At 34.5% G+C, this 18,902-nt stretch carries 14 protein-coding genes; all 14 read right to left on the bottom strand.

The features are described from left to right. Positions 1-9 precede the first annotated feature (9 nt). Complete coding sequence (locus V6670_RS06845; protein ID WP_338653293.1) at positions 10-978, bottom strand: iron ABC transporter permease; 969 nt, start codon at positions 976-978, stop codon at positions 10-12. A gap of 21 nt (positions 979-999) precedes the next feature. Continuing rightward, positions 1,000-1,923 carry a heme ABC transporter substrate-binding protein IsdE gene (isdE, locus tag V6670_RS06840; protein ID WP_338653292.1) on the bottom strand — a complete coding sequence of 308 codons (924 nt, stop codon included), beginning with the start codon at positions 1,921-1,923 and terminating at the stop codon, positions 1,000-1,002. A 72-nt stretch (positions 1,924-1,995) separates the two neighbouring features. Further along, positions 1,996-2,661: a heme uptake protein IsdC gene (gene isdC / locus V6670_RS06835; protein WP_338653291.1), complete on the bottom strand. Its 666-nt coding sequence runs from the start codon at positions 2,659-2,661 to the stop codon at positions 1,996-1,998. Positions 2,662-3,149: 488 nt separating this feature from the next. Then, on the bottom strand, positions 3,150-7,694 hold the full coding sequence (locus V6670_RS06830) for an S-layer homology domain-containing protein (protein ID WP_338653289.1): 4,545 nt from the start codon (positions 7,692-7,694) through the stop codon (positions 3,150-3,152). Between the two features lie 87 nt (positions 7,695-7,781). Next, positions 7,782-8,306 (bottom strand): tail fiber protein, encoded by a 525-nt coding sequence (locus V6670_RS06825; RefSeq protein ID WP_338653287.1) that lies wholly within the window; start codon positions 8,304-8,306, stop codon positions 7,782-7,784. 21 nt (positions 8,307-8,327) lie between these two features. Then, the gene (locus V6670_RS06820; protein ID WP_338653285.1) at positions 8,328-8,828 is read right to left on the bottom strand and encodes a tail fiber protein; all 501 of its coding nucleotides are present in this window, start codon (positions 8,826-8,828) and stop codon (positions 8,328-8,330) included. Between the two features lie 13 nt (positions 8,829-8,841). Next, positions 8,842-9,351, bottom strand: a complete 510-nt coding sequence (locus V6670_RS06815) for a tail fiber protein (protein ID WP_338653283.1) — start codon at positions 9,349-9,351, stop codon at positions 8,842-8,844. Between the two features lie 477 nt (positions 9,352-9,828). Further along, entirely contained in the window at positions 9,829-10,167 is a 339-nt protein-coding gene (locus V6670_RS06810) for a cupin domain-containing protein (RefSeq protein ID WP_036127180.1), read from the bottom strand. A gap of 67 nt (positions 10,168-10,234) precedes the next feature. Next, positions 10,235-11,215, bottom strand: a complete 981-nt coding sequence (locus tag V6670_RS06805) for an ABC transporter substrate-binding protein (RefSeq protein ID WP_338653282.1) — start codon at positions 11,213-11,215, stop codon at positions 10,235-10,237. A gap of 83 nt (positions 11,216-11,298) precedes the next feature. After that, positions 11,299-12,126 (bottom strand): AraC family transcriptional regulator, encoded by an 828-nt coding sequence (locus V6670_RS06800; protein WP_141905547.1) that lies wholly within the window; start codon positions 12,124-12,126, stop codon positions 11,299-11,301. Between the two features lie 420 nt (positions 12,127-12,546). Beyond that, entirely contained in the window at positions 12,547-13,878 is a 1,332-nt protein-coding gene (locus tag V6670_RS06795; RefSeq protein ID WP_338653281.1) for an opine metallophore biosynthesis dehydrogenase, read from the bottom strand. 23 nt (positions 13,879-13,901) lie between these two features. Beyond that, positions 13,902-14,696, bottom strand: coding sequence for a nicotianamine synthase family protein (locus V6670_RS06790; RefSeq protein WP_338653280.1), 795 nt, complete (start codon positions 14,694-14,696; stop codon positions 13,902-13,904). Positions 14,697-15,003: 307 nt separating this feature from the next. Continuing rightward, a complete protein-coding gene (locus tag V6670_RS06785; RefSeq protein ID WP_338654519.1) occupies positions 15,004-16,713 on the bottom strand; it encodes a methyl-accepting chemotaxis protein in 1,710 nt (569 codons plus the stop codon). 458 nt (positions 16,714-17,171) lie between these two features. Next, positions 17,172-18,665 (bottom strand): helix-turn-helix domain-containing protein, encoded by a 1,494-nt coding sequence (locus tag V6670_RS06780; protein WP_186436234.1) that lies wholly within the window; start codon positions 18,663-18,665, stop codon positions 17,172-17,174. Between the last annotated feature and the right edge of the window lie 237 nt (positions 18,666-18,902).

Genomic DNA, 18,902 nt, shown 5'->3' with positions numbered 1-18,902 from the left:
CACCTCTCTTTACTTATCTTTTCGAATTAAGAAGATTAAGAATGGTCCACCGATTATCGCCATGATTGTGGATGCTGGTATTTCCAGTGGCGCAACTAATATTCTACCTAATGTATCGGCAGTCAAAATTAGCAGGGCACCAGCTAATGCTGAGAATGGTATTAACCATTTATGATCTGATCCTACTAACCTTCTTGAAATATGCGGTACTAATAAACCGACAAATGCAATAACACCAGCTGTAGCAGTTGAAATAGCCGCTAGTAATACCGCTATCGCTGCAATAAATAGTCGTGCACGTGTTACATTAAAGCCTAGACTCTTGGCCGTTTTATCTTGTAAAGCCAATAAATTGCACCAAGAGGCTACTAGAAGAGCAGCTAGCAAACCAATCAAACCGTAAAATGAAATTAAACGTACATCACTCCAAGTTCGCATCGATAAATTAGAGCCACCTACACCGCCAACCATCACATTCATATAGCTACATAGCGTAACAAAGGCTTCTGTTAGACCAGTAAACATCGCATTAATCGCAATACCCACTAAAATTATTTTCAAAGGATTTAATCCTGATTTCCAGGACAACATAAATACTAAAAAGCAAGCAAAGGCTCCTCCAAAAAAAGCTAATAATGGCGTAAAGAAAAACATCATTGGAAATAATGTAATGATTAATAATTGTACAAATGATGCTCCTGCTGAGATGCCAATTACACCTGCATCGGCTAATGGATTACGCATAACTGCCTGCAATAATACGCCGGAAATGGATAAAGATGCTCCTGCAAATAAAGCAACAATAATCCGTGGAAATCGTAAATCTTTAATGACTGTGTAATTTGAGCTTTCTTCCCCAAAAAGAGCCCTAATAAACTCCATCGTATCCATTTTAATAGAGCCAGTAATGGCTGAATATATAATAACGACTAAAAGTAATAGACTTACAACTAAAAAACTACTTATTTTTTTATTCATCTCAGTCCTCTACATTTCTCATTATGGATACATAATGTTAATTAATTCTTCTAGCGCTTGAGGTACTGCAAGCGTTGCTGTTGTACCAAATAACGGTTCATCTAAATCATAAACACGTCCATTTTTTACTGCGTCAAAATGCTTCCAAATATCATTCGTAGTAAATTCCTCATTAAACATTTCCACAACTTGTTCAGGCAGACCATGTGCCAGACGAATAATAATATCTGGATTGCTTTGTTGTAAAAATTCCGTATTAGACGGTAAATACTCCGGTTCTTGCCCGCTCATCACATTTTGACCTCCAGCCAATCTCACTAAGTCTCCAATATATGAATTTTCTGTTGCCACCAAATAGCTACCTGGAATGCCTAATAAAATCAGCACCTTTGGTGATTCATTTAATTCTGCCTTCATTGAAATGGCTGTAATCTTTCCTTCTAGCTCCGTCACTAGCTTCGTGGCCTCTTCTATCCGTTTATATTTTTTTCCAATTTCTAAAATGGCAGCTTTCATACTATCAATACTCTGTAAATTCACATATGAAGCATTAATACCAACTTCATCAAATGTCTTTTTCAAATCTGCCTCCAACGTAGTCACTGAGAAAACCTCTGTTGGATTCAAGGATTTTACAACTTCCATATCAGGTGACATCGGACTACCAACCTCGGGTAAACCCTCATATCGTTTAGGTAAATCATATATCGTCGTAGGAATAGCGACGGCATCTAAATTTAGTGCATCTAGAATATGAGCAACTGCAACTGTCGTTGGAATAATTCGATTTTCATCTTGAACAGTTGTCTTATTTTCATCCTTTTTTTCTTTTACCTTATTTTCATTTTCCTTAATTGAATTAGTACATGCTGAAAGAACGACAAAAATAATACATAGCACCACCATATGTAACTTTCTACTATTTACTTTTGTTTCTTTTATCATGTCCATTCACTCCTTTTAAAAAGCACCCTACTCCTACCTGAGTGAAGTAGATGAGGGTGCTTCCAAAATATTTCAATGGATTTCTTCCTTCATGCGTTTTTTAAAATTAAATAGGATAAATCCACTGACACAGAACAATAAAAGTATACCTATTGGAAAAGCATCACTTGTTTGTGGATTTATTTCTTTTTCTTTAACTGACGAAATATCTGTTTTACCAGTATTATCTGTTTTTTTAGTCGTGTTAGTGTTATTTTGTACTGTTGTAGCTGCTACTGCACTACCATCTTCGTTTTTCAATGATGCCGCATCCCATACAAAATCTACTGTATATTCATGATGATAATTTAAGTCATCAATGTCCACCTTCATCGTAACAGCAGTTTTTGATGTATAAGCAGGTAATGCAAATTGTACGATACGTGTATCCTCTGCCTTATTTTCGCTTACGACTTTATTACCGCCTGTACTTGATTGAAATTTCGTTATCCACGTACTTTTTTTCATCTTCAGTTGTACAACCGAAGTGCCATTCTGAACAATAATTGTTGCAGGCTTCAAAAAGTAATCATTTGCCATCGAAGCAGATGAAGAATCTGGTTTATTCACTTGGTAATTAATTGTATATTTCCCATCTGCAAGCGCGGCAGATGCATTTAAATTAGGTGTAACGAAAATTGTTACAAATGCGACTAACATTACTGAAATTAACCTTTTGATAGTAAAACCTCCTTTCAATTGATAATCATTATCAACACTATGTATATAAAAAGGGATATTAAAAAATATCCCTTTTTATTATTCTGCGTGTTCGACATATTAATTATGATAATGATAATCATTATCACTAATTGAATGATATTATGTATGCATTAATTTGTCAATACTAATACAAAATAGATTATTTTTCCTAAACAAATTTATAAGTAAAGTAAGATTCGAAAAGATCTATGAAGCAATGAAAACAGATTGATAAGAACAAAATCCCTAAAAGTGGTGCCTCAAAATAAAACTTCCATTGACATATTTTAAAATTGATTATCTCTTGTTTTTTCGGGTCATCTCCTGCTGTAGCTTGATTAGGGAATGTGCTTTTAATTCGTGCAGTGTTACTAGAATTAGATGAATCGAATATGGAGTCTTTTATCAGTTATATAAAATCAATAATAAAGAAACGGATTTGAAAGTTATGCACTTCCAAAACCGTTAAAAAGTTCATTATGTTTTTATTTCATTGTAGCTGCTTGAATTTCAAAGAAGGCCCAATGTTCTTTTGGTATATCCTTGAAGATTGGCTCTGAATCTAAAGTTGGTATTGGACGATTAAAAATTCGATTTAATACCTTTACTGCTTGTGCACGTGTCAGCTTTTCATCTGGGCTAAATTGTCCATTTCCAGAACCTATCATGATCCCCATCTCGCTAATAGCTTCTATTGCCTGGGCAGCCCAATGCGTAGAAGCTACATCATGGTATTTCTTATCACCTATCTTTAGATTGCAATAAGGAGTAGCAGTCGTCTCCTCTGAGCATTGCTTATTAAGCCAACGCATAGCAATAACTGCCATTTGAGCTCTTGTTATTTCATCATTGGGGCCAAAAGAATGATCTTGTCGTCCCTCCATGATTCCTTGTGTACGGATATACTCAATATCATGTTTAGCCCATGAATGAGCTGTATCTCTATAAAAAGTTCCAGTTACTTCTGGTACATTATTATTACTCAAACTTCTTGCCAACATTGCGGCCATTTGTGAACGTGTAACACTTTCATTCGGACGGAAAGTACCATCTTCATAGCCTTGGATGTAAGGGACGGATGTTCTCTCTAGCTCTTTTTGTTCTAAATGTACTAAAGAAAAAGTAGAGAAATGCTGTACATCAAAAATGATACCGGTCTGCCCTTTATCGAATTCTACCAATCTTCCAGACAATAATTCCGATGTACCATTACTATGTTCTACATAAACCCTTATATTTCTTTCTTGCACGGATGTCAGGTTCTTTGGCAGTGGTAGTAGCAATGACACTTGACGATTTTGCAAGTTCGTTTCAATTGTTAATGGTTGGCTGATAACTTTCACTTTCGAGCCTTTTGTTAATCCCAATGCCCTTTCACGCTCTTCAATATCTTCCTGCGAGATTGTACTCTTAATCGGTACAATTCGGAAATAAATATCTTCGTTGAAATCTGACATTGAACTATATGGAATTTCGATTTTAACATTCCTCATATCTATCCCAAAGCTAGATTTTCCTTCTACTAATAGTTTAGCTGCCTCTTTAGCAAGTATCACCTTTGTTTCACTTGCAGATGGTTCCATATTTGGTATGACAATTCGAGATTGTTTTTCTTCCAGCCTCGCTAATTTCCGAAGAAACTCTTGTGCATTGGCAATTGAAAACGCTACCGTATCTTGTATCTCACCGTTGATATATAGACGTGTTAACACTGTTTGAAGAAGAACCTCGTTTGGCTTATTCGGATCTACAACATTCACCTTTACTTGATTACTTGGCAGACCTGGTTCAGGTGCTGGACTTGGAGTGGACGATCCTCCATCTCCCGGTACAATGTTTTTTGTCCATACAGCATACAACATCAAATTCACTTTCCCCATTTGAATGGTTTGCCCCTCTTTGTAAGTAACACCTTTTCCATCAGACCTTGTATTCCATCCTATAAATGTATAGCCGACTTTCATTAAATTACCTGTATTTCCTGTAACTTTAATTAATTCGTGAGCAATATACTGCTTCGAATCAATTGGCACTTTACCTCCTTCAGCTCCGTTACCGTCATACGTAACTGTATATGTTGGCAGTGCGCCCGTTGTAAAATTCCAGGTAGTATTATCAGTAATACCTTCATACACATTACCCGCTAAATCAGTAAAGGCACCTGCATCAATTTGAATACTGTAAGCTGTATTTTGGGTTAATTCTAATGTAGGATTAATTGTCACAAATTCATTAATGATAGAGACGTTTGCTTGCGTAACTTCAATTGTTTCAACAACTTGATTGTCTGAACTATTACGAATGACAATATTTCTATTCGTTACAGGTAAAACCTTTTCATTAAATGTTAATACGAGATTTTCTGTAAACTGTACATCCATTGCTTGATGTATTGGGAAATAAGCTGTTACTTCTGGAGATTTTTTATCAAATATCACAATTGATCCTGATGAAACCTCCGTTACCTGTATGCCCTCATGCCCCATTAAATCCCGATAATTAATTGTAAAGCTAATTGGCCCCTCTGTGTCTCCAGACTTCAGTGTATAGCTTGCTTGCCAAGTTTTAGCATCTCCATCACCTTTATCGGTTATGTTGGCTGTTTGTCCGAGAATCATTACATTGGGTGATTGAATGTCCTCACTTGTCACAAAATCTATTGTGATAATATCATCTACCTTCGCGACTAATGGATTGGCATTATTAGATGCCATCGTCACCTGCTGAACAATTGGCTTCATACTATCAACTATGACATAGCTTCCATCAGTTACATCAGTGACCTCTGTTGCTGGAGTGCCTAGTAAATCTTTAAAATTTATGGTAAAGGATGTTGTTCCCTCCAAATCTCCATTTGCTACCATATATGTTGCTTGCCAGTTTGTTGCAGCTCCATTGACAGTTGCGGCTTTTCCTGCAATCTTAACTGTAGGTGCTTGAATACTTTTATCTGTCTTAATTGTTAATGTAATAGTATCCCCTATCTTAGCCTTTGTCGGATCATGATTATTCGACTTAATCGTCACCTCTACAGCTTGTGGCATCGTTTTATCAATCACAAATGAAACTGTTGTTGTATTACCTGCGTTATCTGTTGCTACCAAAGTATAATTTCCAGATGTACTTACAATGCTTCCACTTGTAAAGAGAGCACCATTTAATGTCGCTGTTCCTTCATTGAAACTGATTGTTACGTCTGTATTATAAACACCGTTATTTGTCACTCCTGTTATGATAGGAGGGGTCGTATCTAACACAATTGTATTTGATAATGTATTCGATATATTGCCAGCAATATCCCTTAGTTGCATATAAACGGTTTTACTACCCTCACCAGGTGACAATGTCCAATTTCTCGAAGATAAATCCGGCTCCCAACTGGACCAAGTAGTACCATCATTCGAAAAGCGCATTTCTATCGCTTCTCCTTCTAAATCAATTGCAGTCATTGTTAAAGTAACATTAGTAGAATTTGTATAAACTGCTCCACCATTAATTATAATATTGCCTGTTGGGGCATGATTTTTAGTAATCTGAATTGTAAATTCCTTATTCAACGTATTGCCAGCAGCATCTGTTACTCTTATCGTAATGTTATAACTATTTTTTGTATCATAGGCAAACAGGGCATTTGTCTTTAATACATTTCCATCAATCGTAAAGAAGCTTGTATCCCCAGATAACAGTGAATACGTAAAAGTTTGTACGCTTCCTGAGTCTGTTGCCGTCAATGTTCCCACAGTTGTACCAATGGGCTTCATTTCTTCTATAGTAGTATTACTGAGTTCAATATTCGTAGGTGGTGTACCATCATAGATTATTTGATATTCCGCTGATGCTTTATTCAATGCGCCACTGCTATTAGCAACTACATTTTCAGGAATTTTGATTTTCACTACTCCATCCACACTTGGTGATATTTGGGCAGTATATGTGGCACCACTTCCTGTGATAGATTGAATAGTTCCATTTGTAACAGTTATATCTCCAGCCGCAAAACCAGTCACTGACTCACTGAAAACAATAGTTACAGAAATTGGATTGCTATTTGTTGGGCTAGATATAGTTGTTGGAATTGTCACGGAAGGACGTGCGTTGACAACTAGATTCATTGTATAAACTGTACTATAGTCAATACCGTCACTTACCTTAAATGTAAAAGATGCAGAAGAGCCATTTTCCGTCATATATTTTAATTTACCCACATCTAAGTCAGCTTTACTTATTGTCTCACCATTTGCAATAGCTTCCCCTGCGTCAAATTGCTGATTATAATTGTTATCGAGAAAGAGCTGTCCGCTATTAGGAATTGTAGAGATTTGAATCTGTTTCAAAGTATCTCCAGCATCTTCATCATAAAAAGCGAAGGAAGTACTATCTAATGTATACACTTGACCCTCGTTTACATTTACCGTTCCATTACTAGATGTCGGTGGGTTATTAGGAGGATTATTATTTGGAATATCTATCGTAAATTCCGTAAACGTTAAATCCCACAACCCCGCCTGTACAGTATTTATAAATTGCACACTTGCAGTAATGATAAAAGAGTTAATACCCTCAAGATTAATAGGTATATCATAAATAGGGTCATGCCTTGCAACTGTCTTAAAAATAACTGGATTCCCTTTTGGATTTCCTGCTTCATCATACCCTTGAATCGTCAGAGACAATGCATCATTTTCGGCATGTGAATTGATAGTATTAATCTTTAACGTTTTTAAATCAAAGACACCACCTGAAAAACTTTCACCTGCAGAAATTCTAATCGATTTTGGTGTTGAATATTCATCTGCATCAAAATAATAACCAGCTGGAAATTGTGCATCATTACTATATGTGAATAAATGAATACCATCATTCCCTGCAATGCCAGACACTTCAAATCCGTTCGTTGTATCACTTAGCCAATTTGCTTGTGTTAAATCTTGAACACAAGTTGGATAATTAGACGTTCCACAATTAGCCGCCTCTGCTTTTAAAGGGGCAACAAACAATATGATTGTCAGTTGACTATAAACTACTAACATAAAACACAAGGTTATGGCTATTATCTTTTTCCCCATTCTCTACACTACTCCTTTATAATTGTTTCACATCCTTCATTTCATTCATTCTTAACTCCTTGGAGGCCATTCTCCAGCTAAGCAAATGATAAAGTTCAACCCAAGATATGGTTGCATATTATTATGTTGTTGATTCCCACCTGCTACATCAATTGCTAATGTACTCATTTGTGTATTTACTTGTGTCGTATAGACAGGGACAGAGCCTCTTCCCTGTTGCTCTGTCCATATTGCTCCAGTTGGATCATTATTTGAAGTTTGAACATTGTTACAAGCAGCTATATGATGATGACTAGGCATTTGAGTTGTTAATAGCGTAACAGTAGCTTCACCCCCTGATGATCCAACACTCCTCGGTGTTAATCCAGCTCCTGTTCCTTGATGAAGCGCTGCCCTACCATTTAGATTCGGTAAAGCAAAGGTGGTCCTTCCATCTCCTCCATAATTCGTACCTAAAATGGCAAATAATGCTGTATTGGAAGTAATTGATAAGAGCTGACCATTACATAAAGCCCAATCTTTTGGTGCGAAATTACCGCCAAATATTCTGATTTCTCCAATATAGGCTTCTGACATTTTCCTGCATCTCCTTTTTTCTTAATTTCTTGATGGATAAATTCCAACTAGAGCCATACAATAATTTGCCACACTGTAAGGCTGCATATTTTGATGGGGCAGTGAATTTCCTGATGTTGACAATGCTTGTGTGTTCATATAAGTATTCAGTTGATTATCAGAATAGATATTATTAGTGGATGCTCCCCATACATTACCCGAAGCCGCTTTCACCGTAGCACTGTCCGAGCTACCGTTGACTACATGTGTATGAGCTGGCATTTCGTTTATAGTTAATACATGTGTCTCTTCTCCCGCCTTTTGTCCTAGTGGGACACCGTTACCTACATGAACGGGAACTCTCCCCCTTAAATCAGGCAATGCAAATGTCGTTCTGCCATCTCCACCATAAGTTGTTCCCAATATAGAATACAGGGCTTGGTTTGTATTAATTGGCAAGACTCGACCGTCGCATAATGCCCATCCCCTTGGGACTCTTCCAAAGCTAAATAATCTGATTTCACCTACATATGGCTCATTCATCTTTTCATTCCTCCTAATCAAATGATGGGTATATACCGTAAAGAGCGATGATAAAACTAATTGTCAGAAACGGCATTACATTGTCATGAGGAGTATTTCCTCCAACACTTGATACGACTGTTGCATTCATTGTGCTATTTGCTGGTTGTGTTGAATATTGTATATTTTTTGCCCAAACAGCTTTTTCTGGGCTCAGTGTTGTACCTTCAAGTGAGAGAGCATTTACTTGATGCGTATGAGCTGGAAGCTGTGAAGTGTTTAAAGTGACAGTCTCCACCCCTCCCATTTGACCTATAACATAGTTCGTACCAGTTGCTTGGTTCTGTCCTTGATGGACAACTACTCTACTTTGAAAATTTGGTAACGCGAATGTCGTTTGTCCATTCCCGCCATAAGTTGTACCAATTAAGAAATAAAGTACTTCATTTTCTGCAATGGATATGAGTTGCCCATTGCACAATGCCCAGCCATCTGGAGCATAATTACCTGCAAACATTCGAATTTCTCCAACATATGGTTCCAATCAAAACACCTTCCTTTAATGATGTATCTCTTACACTAAATTAATGTAGAAAGGTTAAAATCAGGTTAAAAAAATGGCATTAAATGAAAATAATATATTTTACCTAGAATGAATTTCAATCTTTCAAGTTTAGCTACTCACTAAAATCAATCGAAAAGAATCAAATAAACAATCTCATTTTACTGTTGCATATGCTATAGCAAAGGTAGATAATCAGAGTCCCGAAGATAGACCACATATAATGAAGTGAAGTATAAATATAAGAAAAACAAAAGGAGACCGTTTAATTAACACGAACGGTCTCCTTCATTGTATGTTGCCTCTTGTCCTACTTATTTATCTAGAGGTTAATTCTACGATTTGCGATACAGCAATTTAATCCATTTACTGCCTATTCAGCAAGGCGTGAATTATTTTCTCAAATATTGAATTCGGACTAATGACAAACATTAGATCCTCTGTAGCATTTGATGCCGTTTATTTAGACTCAATACCGCCAGTGTTTACAGCAACTTTAGGCTCAACCAACATAATATGACATTCCTTTTCAGCGAAAGGCTTTTGCTCTGCTCCTCCTGGAACAATAAACATCTCTCCCTTAGAAATTTTTACCTGGCCATCACGAAAAGCAATGAACATTTCTCCTTCTAGCACAATAAATACCTTATCGGCACCTTGATGCTCGTGCCATATAAAATCTCCATCAATCTTAATTAGTTTGAATTGAAAGTCGTTTATTTCACCTACAACTTTCGGAGACCAGAGCTCATTTATTTGAGACAAATTTTCTTTTATATTTATAACTTGGTAGGGCATAATCATCTCTCCTTATCATCTATTGACCTTCTTAACACTATTTGTTTCTCGAATTAAATTCTTCGTTTTATTGTTTTTGCAGGGCATTTGTTATATTTTGCAAAGCGTATTCGATAGCTAATGGACCACCAGTAATAGCGGAAGTATCCATTAAATGAATATTCCCTTTCTTTACGGCGTTCATATTATTCCATACATTACTTTGTTGTAATTCACTCATTAATGTTTCCTTTTTTGTAATGTCACCTATCAGGAAAATATGGTCTGCTTGAATTGTTGAAATTCCTTCGAATGCAGTAAACTGATTATTTTTTCCTTTAAATGTGATATCTGGTGTAAGCCCCAATCCCTTTTCTTTATCAAACGCAAGAATATATACAGGATTTTCTTCACCTAGAACATTAAAAGTTTTTCCATCCCAAGACAACACAAGTGCTACTGACTCTCCTTGAATCGACTTTAATGCTTCACGGCCAATTGTAATTTCTTGCATCATTTTATCAATTACTTTCTCCGCTTCGTCTTCCTTTCCAATAATCTCGGCTACTGTACGAAGGCCATATTGCCAGTCATCATAGATGTCCTTAGATTTCAGCGTAATGACTGGTGCAACTTTTTCTAGTGACTCATATAATTTTTCATGATGTTCCGTTGCTAAAATATAATCAGGCTCAGTCGATAAAATTTTTTCAATACTCGGAGACAATTTATCTCCTAATTCTTCAGTTGAATCTAGCTTTCCATTTAAATAAGATAAAGAAGATAGATACTCTTTGTCAGTAGAAGCTGTAGGCGGCTCACCTAATGCAACTAGTATTTCAGGATAAAAATACCATAGGGAAACTATTTTTTCTGGTTTTTTCTCGATAACAATTTCTTTACCTAAAGCATCCTTAATGGTTCTTGGCCAATCAGTTGCATCTGCATTAACCGCCAAGGTAGAAGTGTCTTCTGTTACTCCTTTCTTTGCAACTGATGTTTCATTGCAACCTGCTAGTATGCCTGCTAATAATAGCGTTGAGAATAACAGTCCTTTGATCTTGTGCATCCGAAATTCCTCCAACAAATTATCTTTGATATGCAATTAGTATAGTAAAGGAATTTTCAGATTTGAATGGATGCTTGTTGAAATTAGCATGGATTATTGATGAACTTCTCTCGATATTCAGTAGGAGAAAGACCGAATTGTTTCTTAAACACTCTACTAAAATAAAAGGGATCAGCAATTCCAACAGTTTGCGCAATATATTGGACAGGCGCATCACTTGTAAAAAGCATTTTTTGCGCCATGTTGATACGATATTTTAATAAATATTCTGCTGGTCCCATACCTGCATGTTTTCTAAATACATAAGAAAGTCGATTTCGATTCACGTTATATTGTTCTGCAAGCAAGGGGATTGTAAGGCTTTGATGATAGTATTCATGAATATAAGAAGATACCCGTTCGAATAAAGTATGTGATTCACAGCTATTTTGCCTATTAGCAACACATAATAAGGCTTCATTCAGTACATCGCGAAACAGCATTTCGGTCTGAAACATTGAAATGCCTCCGCGCTGATTATACACATGCCAAAGACGCATAATTAATTCAATAAGACGAGGAGATTGTCCAGTCGATAATTCAAAATGTTGATGAGAAAAACTGGACTCTTGTAGTTCTGAGTTACATATTCGGTATAAAACAAGAATATATTCCCAGTTTGCATTATCAAAATTTTTTTGATCTAGTTTCATTTTTGCACCACCATGCACAACTTTTCCTGGTGAAAAGATATAAGGCGTGCCATTGAATTGAAATTGTATTTTCCCTGTAAGTGGAAAAATAAATCCAGGAAAGGAATCTGTATAGTCAGCGTACGGCACACCTAAATAACTCGTATATCGATATATTCCTTCTACTTGGAAAGGAATATGTGCTAAATGTTCTGCTAACTGATTCACATCGATTTTCAAATTGCATACCTCATTTCAAAAATTGTTTACTAGTAATGACTTTTGACAACAAATAGCATGGACCCTTCAACAAGCTGCTGTTCAAAGTAAGTTTCAGTGGCATCGAGAACTGATTTTAAGGATTCCATAATCGGCGGGTTGAGTCATCTCTGCCAAATTACTGATCATGTTTAGCCCCTGAAATGCGAAAAGATGGGCATGATGACTTTCGTCTATCCCCACCTTATCGATAATGATTATCATTGTCAATTTGAAATAGAACCACCCATTTACCAATTGGTGGCTTGCACTACGCATGAAAAGCTCGGAAACTGACCCATGTCTAAAGAATTTTGAAAGGTCCGCTAATTGCCCTTAGTTTTCGCACACCGCTATAGTGGCTTATTTGTTAAACCTTATTGTAAACTTAATAGCTTTTTATCATTTTATATATTCTTCTTCTCCTTCTTTTGTTTTCTTACTCAAAATTAACTCCTTACAAATCATCTCTATTTCTTGTGAAAAAGATTTTATTTGAAAGGCATCAGAAAAGATTTTATTCTTAGATGAAGCCACAACTTGTTGTAGCTTTTCTTCATAGGTTTGTACAAAATAATCAAGCGTCGGGCTTTTCAATTTCAGGGCATGCGCAATCCCTTGAATGATCTTCATACGAAAATAGTCCTCTTTTGGCATTCTAGGAATATCCCATTCTCCATCAAGATTTTTATAAATACCTCTAAAAGGAACGGCAGAAAAATCAAAGTATCTTCCTTCTTCATTTGGTATAGAAAATGGATCAATTAATAAAGATGCATAACGAATATAGAGCAGATATTCTTGATGTATAGATTCGAGTTTATTAAAATTCTCTATTTCTTGTCCGTCTATACTTGCTGGCTGCAATGGATAATTATCGTCTACCATAAATTTTAATAGATTGAGAGGTTGAATATCGAAGTGTTTCACAATTTCCATCATTTCTTTCCAATAATTTAATAGATGCCGAATTATTGTATAAGTAATAGGACCCTCAGGATAAAGCTTATACACATACTTTGTTATACTATCCTCATCAAATATTGCCTTTAATGAAAAATCATTCATAAATAAGGGAGGATGTACGTATAAAGAAATATTTCTTGTTTCTGCCTCAAGGGGAGAAGCTAATTTTTTTAAATGAACCCCTAAATGATGAAATAATTCAGATAATTTATCCAGTCTATATGATTTTGAGTAAGTTGAACCTACATAAACTGTTTTCTTCACTCCTGTTGTCAATACTTCATTTGATGGTATTCCACCTATCCATCTAGTATCCCCATAATATGTTGAAAAACTAATGATCTCTGCCTGAGGAGTTAGATTCTTTAGGAAATTCGCTATTAAATGACTAGAACCCAATGTAGGTGAAATTAATATATAGCAGCTAGCCTCCTTCAACACTTTCGTATCAATTTGAGCTAATACTGAAAGATAAGAGTCTGTAGTAACACAAAGAACTACGGTATCCCAATTTCCAGATATTTTATGATAACCCTTAAAAAACGCATCAATCGTACATTTTCCCGCAACAGACTGATGTTGTGTATTTTGGATAGATACTTTGAGTGCAAGTTGTTGCTGAACGATCGTATCAAAGAAAATGTTGGAGCGTAAAGATTCTCGACCTGCAATAGCTACTTTACTATTACAATAATTTTTGAAATTCACAGCTAATTGAACTACTGTAGGCCCCGTTCCTAACAGTAATACCTTATTAAAATAAGACATAGTCTTCTCCTCACCTATTAAAATCATTGTACCTTTTGATATAAAACAACATCAAAGACATGTTGAGGGTGGATAATTTCTTCTATTATATGCCATTTATTTTTATTTACCTTCTGCATTGGATAGTTAAAAAGAGACTTTAACCCATTTCCATAACGCATAGCAATCAGTACATCTTTATTTGTTACATCATATAATTGGTCTAATATGTCATATTTCCTGCTTACAGTTGAACTAAATATAATATGACTAATCTGTTCCATAACTGCGAGCTCCTCTACTGTCTTCTTATCAATCTGAATGGATAAATGACTCCCTAATTTATTTACTACATGTTTCCCCAACTGAATCGCCTCATCATCAATATCAATTCCAAAAACGTCTGCTCCTGTTTGTTCCGCAACCATTAATAATGTTATAGGAAAAGACCCAGATCCTATTAAAAGCACCTTCGATTGACTAGTAACTTGAAAACCTCCGAATTCCTTGCCAATACAGTCTCCTATATTACGAAAGTAATCCGTCATCTCCTTTTCTTCATGATTTAATAATAAAGCCCGGTATTTCTCCATGATTTGGACACAAACAGAAGAGTTCTTTCGTAGATTTTGAACTAATGATACTATTTCAATTGACCGCCCTAAATTATTCCATTGTGTTTCATTGTCATGATTTATAATAAAAGAAGAATACTCATCAATTAACGCACACAACTCTAAATAATCAACTAGTAGATGATCCTTGTTTTGATAAATAAATAACTTAAATTTATTATCAAAGTAATGTAATTTCTTTAAAAACAACTCTATATCCTTCACTTGCCCCACTCCTATATTTGAGGATTAAAGTTCAATATATGCATACACTTTTAATACTATTTCAACACTTCCTTGGTTATGTAAATAATTTGATGTCCTGAATAAATTCTTATGATTCTACATAAAAAAGACCAGAAACTCACTTGTTATATGAGTTCCTGGTCGATCGTTAAATAGTTAAATGTAAATACATTTCGTGTGAAATACTATAGTAACATTTAATACTAATTTATTAGCTTATAGTTCATAATGTCTGTTTATCAAACCATTTTATCTTTGCCTAAGAACTTCAAATAAATCATACACGTCATACTTTGAACATATTTGTTTTATTTTGTAATTCCTCTGCCATTTTAGAAAGTGTAAAAGTAGATGCTGTAATTTCTTCCATTGAGGCTAGCTGTTCCTCTGTAGCTGCAGAAATATTTTGTGTTCCTTCTGCAGAACTTTGGGCGATTCCATTGATTTGCTTCATCGAATCAGTCATATTATTCATTTCTATAGCCATATGTTCTACCGAAGTAGAAATCCCCTGAACTTGAACAGATACTTGTTTGGTAGCATGTTGAATTTTTTTGAAGGCTTCTCCTGCGGTGTTCACACTATTCATGCCTATAACTACTTCATTTGTTGTGAACTGCATTGATTCCACTGCTCTATTCGTTTCCGTTTGAATTCCATCAATTAACACAGAAATTCTCTGTGCGGATAAAGAGGATTCTTCAGCTAATTTTCGAACTTCTTCTGAAACAACAGCAAAACCTTTACCATTTTCCCCTGCTCTTGCCGCTTCAATCGCTGCATTTAATGCTAGTAAGTTAGTCTGTTCAGCAATACTTGTAATAACTTCTACGATTTGTCCAATCTCTGAAGAGCGATCACCTAAACCAAAGATCACATTATTTAGATTATCGATAGATGTTTGGATTTTGTCCATTTGTTGAACAGCGTTTTTAATGATTTCATTCCCATCCACTGATATTTGTTCTGCGTGGATAGCTGCCTCTGATACGCTAGTTGAATTATTTTCAATTGTTTGGACATCTTGTACCATTTGTGTAACAATATCCTCTGTTTCTATTATCGTTCTAACTTGATGCTCTGATCCGCTTGCAATATCTAACGTAACAGTCGCAATATGCTCGCTAGCTGAATTTGTTTGTTCTGTACTTGCCGTGAGTTCTGTAGAAAACGCTACCATATGTTCAGAGGATTGCTTTACCTGACCAATTAAATCTCGTAATTGAGCAATCATACGATTAAGTGAGGAAGATAATATCCCAAATTCATCCTTAGAATCATAATCTACACTAAAATTCAATTCCCCCGCTTCTGCTCGTTGAACGGCAGTTTTTATTTTTTCTATTGGAGCAGTTATATATTTTCGAACACCAATAAACCCAATTACAACATACAGTATGCTTAATACCATTGAAATGATCATTGTATTTCTGGTATTTTTATCTACTTGGTCTACACTATCTTTATATAAAGAACTTGCATAATCTCTATTCAATTCTGTTAACTCTAAACCTTTTGATAAAATGCTATTATACTCAGGCTCACCTATAGAATAATAGAGGTTTAATGCCTCCTCATTCTTATTGGCAAGACTCAGTTGGAATACTTCCTCCATAGTCTCTTTAAAAATTGGATATTGTTCCACCAGTTCACTTATAATTTCTGCTTCATCTGACTTCAAATTGGTGTCATTAAGTAATTGAAGATTCATTTCATTATCTTCAAAAGCCTTGTTGACCTCATTATTGATTAATTCAATCGTTTTTTCATCAGTATAAAGGAAGGATCTATACATATCTGTTAAAATAATACGATTATTTAGCCTGTAATCAGTCAATATAATCCCTGGTTCTAAGCGGTCCTTAAATATATCCTCTATATTATTTTTTAAAGATTTCATCGTGTTGTACCCAACCACTTGAATAATACCAACTGTAGATATGGATATTAACATTAAGATTAATAATTTTTTCATTGTGGAAAGATTGCGTAACATCATAATTATCCCCTCTGATTCGAAAATGTAGTAAACGAAAATTTGTTTGTTTTACTGGTTATTCATTTAATAACAATAGGTAATAAGCTGGTCTTACTTTATCATTGGTTCGTTTCTCTATTATCCAAACTATTATATATAGCACGGTAGATTTTTTATAAACATACAATAATTTCTACCATTCTAACCTCTGATGTATAGTCTGCTCTGTCTAACTTTTTATCATCTATGAGTCTAGTATCCTTTCCCCCAGTAATTTTCAAGAAAACATCAAACCCAACAAAAGTATGTATTTTAATAAAGAAGCAATCAATGATAATAGATTTATATCAATAATATTTTTCATCATGTATAACTTAGTTTTATATTCTTCTACCATTTTTAAATTCAATATTCTAAATAATCCAATAATTTTTGCCCCAGTATCCTTTTCTCAAGATCAATTAAATTCCCCCACTCTATACTTGACTTAATAATGTTTTTAAAAGTAGTTGGTCTGGCTGTTGTTCTTTAGTAAAATAAATTTTTTGAAGTCTTTTACCTAGTCTGAAAAAATCCTCCCTCTCAGGTATAGAATTCCACACAAAAATATCTTCTTTATCTTTAGCAATATTTAAGTATAGGCGATCAGTGATTATCAATTCGGCTTCTTCATCTTTTGTACAATAATCAACATGCGAAAAAACGCGTTTGACCTTATCAAATAAATAAGGAACATCATTTATCACAGAGTATATTTTTACCTTTATTGTGCTTCTTTTAAGTACGTCGATTGATTGTTTTAGTAACCGATGATATCTACCAATTAAAAGCTCCCTATGTTCAAAAATCTTATAAAATGCTTCATTTTCTAAGAGATAGTCATAAAATTGATTCATAATTTCAATTTGTATAGTGGCATGACTATCAAATCTCTTTTTATAAAGATCCTCTTTAAATAGAAATGCAGGACCAGAAAAATTCAACGTATAATAATGAAGGTTAAGTAAGTTTACAAACAATACGCCATACTCCTCTATATCTAAAGTAATGGAAAAAAACTCCCTGAATTTCTCCATCCAATACAAAGTAGCTTGCACAAATAATTCTTGATTATGGTATTGAGCAAAATTCATCATTAAACTTATTGTACTTTCATTTTTCTCATAACGATGTTGAGATTCTAGAAATGAAAATGAAAACTTTATCTCTTTTTCTATTGCTTCATCATTAAGGGCTGTGAATTTTTTAAATAAAGAACTAAATGTTTGTGAAAACTTTTCATATTGATAATGATGTTCTGTGTATCTTGTATATGCTACGTCTTCTTCTATTACAAAACCCATTTTAGCTCGTATTAAGCAAATCGCCAGCAAATATAAAACAGATATTGGAAGTTCTCGATTATACCCCTTAATTACTTCTAATATTTCTTCTCTAGATATTCCTGTGAAAGGCCAAATTTCTCCCCAACATGAATTCCAATAGAACAAATAATAGAAATAGCGGAATTGTTTTTCAGATCCTTCAAGTGTAATGAAATCCTGAGAAGTATATTTTAATTGAAATTCCTTTAATAAAGGTTTAATCTTATTTATTTGGCGATATATAGAAGCTTGACTTGTAAAATTCTCTATAATAAACATATTAAAATCGACTAATTTATTGTAGAAAATATCATTAAAGATTTTATATGCTAAGGAATTTTGTAAGTAATATCTTTCTATTGCTTTAATCGAAAAATAATCTTTACAATCTAATTTAAATTGCTTATGTTTAATTTCTTTTAAAAAAGTAGCTTCATCAAATTTTTGTAAATCACCTGAGAGTTCTGTTACTATTTTTAAGATGGTTCTTTCAGATAAATCCATTTTTTTAGCCAACTCCTGACTAGAAAAGAAACGTTTTTCATTATGGATATGATCTAATAATTGCACCTTTTGTAAAGTGAAACGATCTAAAAAATTGTACATACTCTCACCTCTATTTCTTACTAATTTGTCTATCAATACGCCGAAAATACACATATATAGAACTGATAACTACATTATGGTTTATTGCACTTTTTTTAAAACCTATCGAGCAAAGAATCTCTATAAAATTCATTTGAAATAATCAAAAATACCTATGTTAGGTACCTCTTTATCTCTAATTAACAAATACCATAACATCTATTCACATGTCTTCAAAATCAACATTTGTTTCAAATG

This window comes from Lysinibacillus sp. Y5S-8, assembly GCF_036894365.1.
In the GTDB taxonomy this organism is placed as follows: domain Bacteria; phylum Bacillota; class Bacilli; order Bacillales_A; family Planococcaceae; genus Lysinibacillus; species Lysinibacillus fusiformis_D.
Note: the sequence above shows the minus strand (reverse complement) of the source record. Positions and strands in the feature narration are given on the sequence as shown.

What these genes read in the sequence shown, in the direction of transcription:
- V6670_RS06845 (WP_338653293.1), bottom strand. Translation starts at nt 978, where the DNA reads ATGAATAAAAAAATAAGTAGTTTTTTAGTTGTAAGTCTATTACTTTTA.
- isdE (WP_338653292.1), bottom strand. Translation starts at nt 1,923, where the DNA reads ATGATAAAAGAAACAAAAGTAAATAGTAGAAAGTTACATATGGTGGTG.
- V6670_RS06830 (WP_338653289.1), bottom strand. Translation starts at nt 7,694, where the DNA reads ATGTTAGTAGTTTATAGTCAACTGACAATCATATTGTTTGTTGCCCCT.
- V6670_RS06825 (WP_338653287.1), bottom strand. Translation starts at nt 8,306, where the DNA reads ATGTCAGAAGCCTATATTGGAGAAATCAGAATATTTGGCGGTAATTTC.
- V6670_RS06820 (WP_338653285.1), bottom strand. Translation starts at nt 8,828, where the DNA reads ATGAATGAGCCATATGTAGGTGAAATCAGATTATTTAGCTTTGGAAGA.
- V6670_RS06810 (WP_036127180.1), bottom strand. Translation starts at nt 10,167, where the DNA reads ATGCCCTACCAAGTTATAAATATAAAAGAAAATTTGTCTCAAATAAAT.
- V6670_RS06805 (WP_338653282.1), bottom strand. Translation starts at nt 11,215, where the DNA reads ATGCACAAGATCAAAGGACTGTTATTCTCAACGCTATTATTAGCAGGC.
- V6670_RS06795 (WP_338653281.1), bottom strand. Translation starts at nt 13,878, where the DNA reads ATGTCTTATTTTAATAAGGTATTACTGTTAGGAACGGGGCCTACAGTA.
- V6670_RS06785 (WP_338654519.1), bottom strand. Translation starts at nt 16,713, where the DNA reads ATGTTACGCAATCTTTCCACAATGAAAAAATTATTAATCTTAATGTTA.
- V6670_RS06780 (WP_186436234.1), bottom strand. Translation starts at nt 18,665, where the DNA reads ATGTACAATTTTTTAGATCGTTTCACTTTACAAAAGGTGCAATTATTA.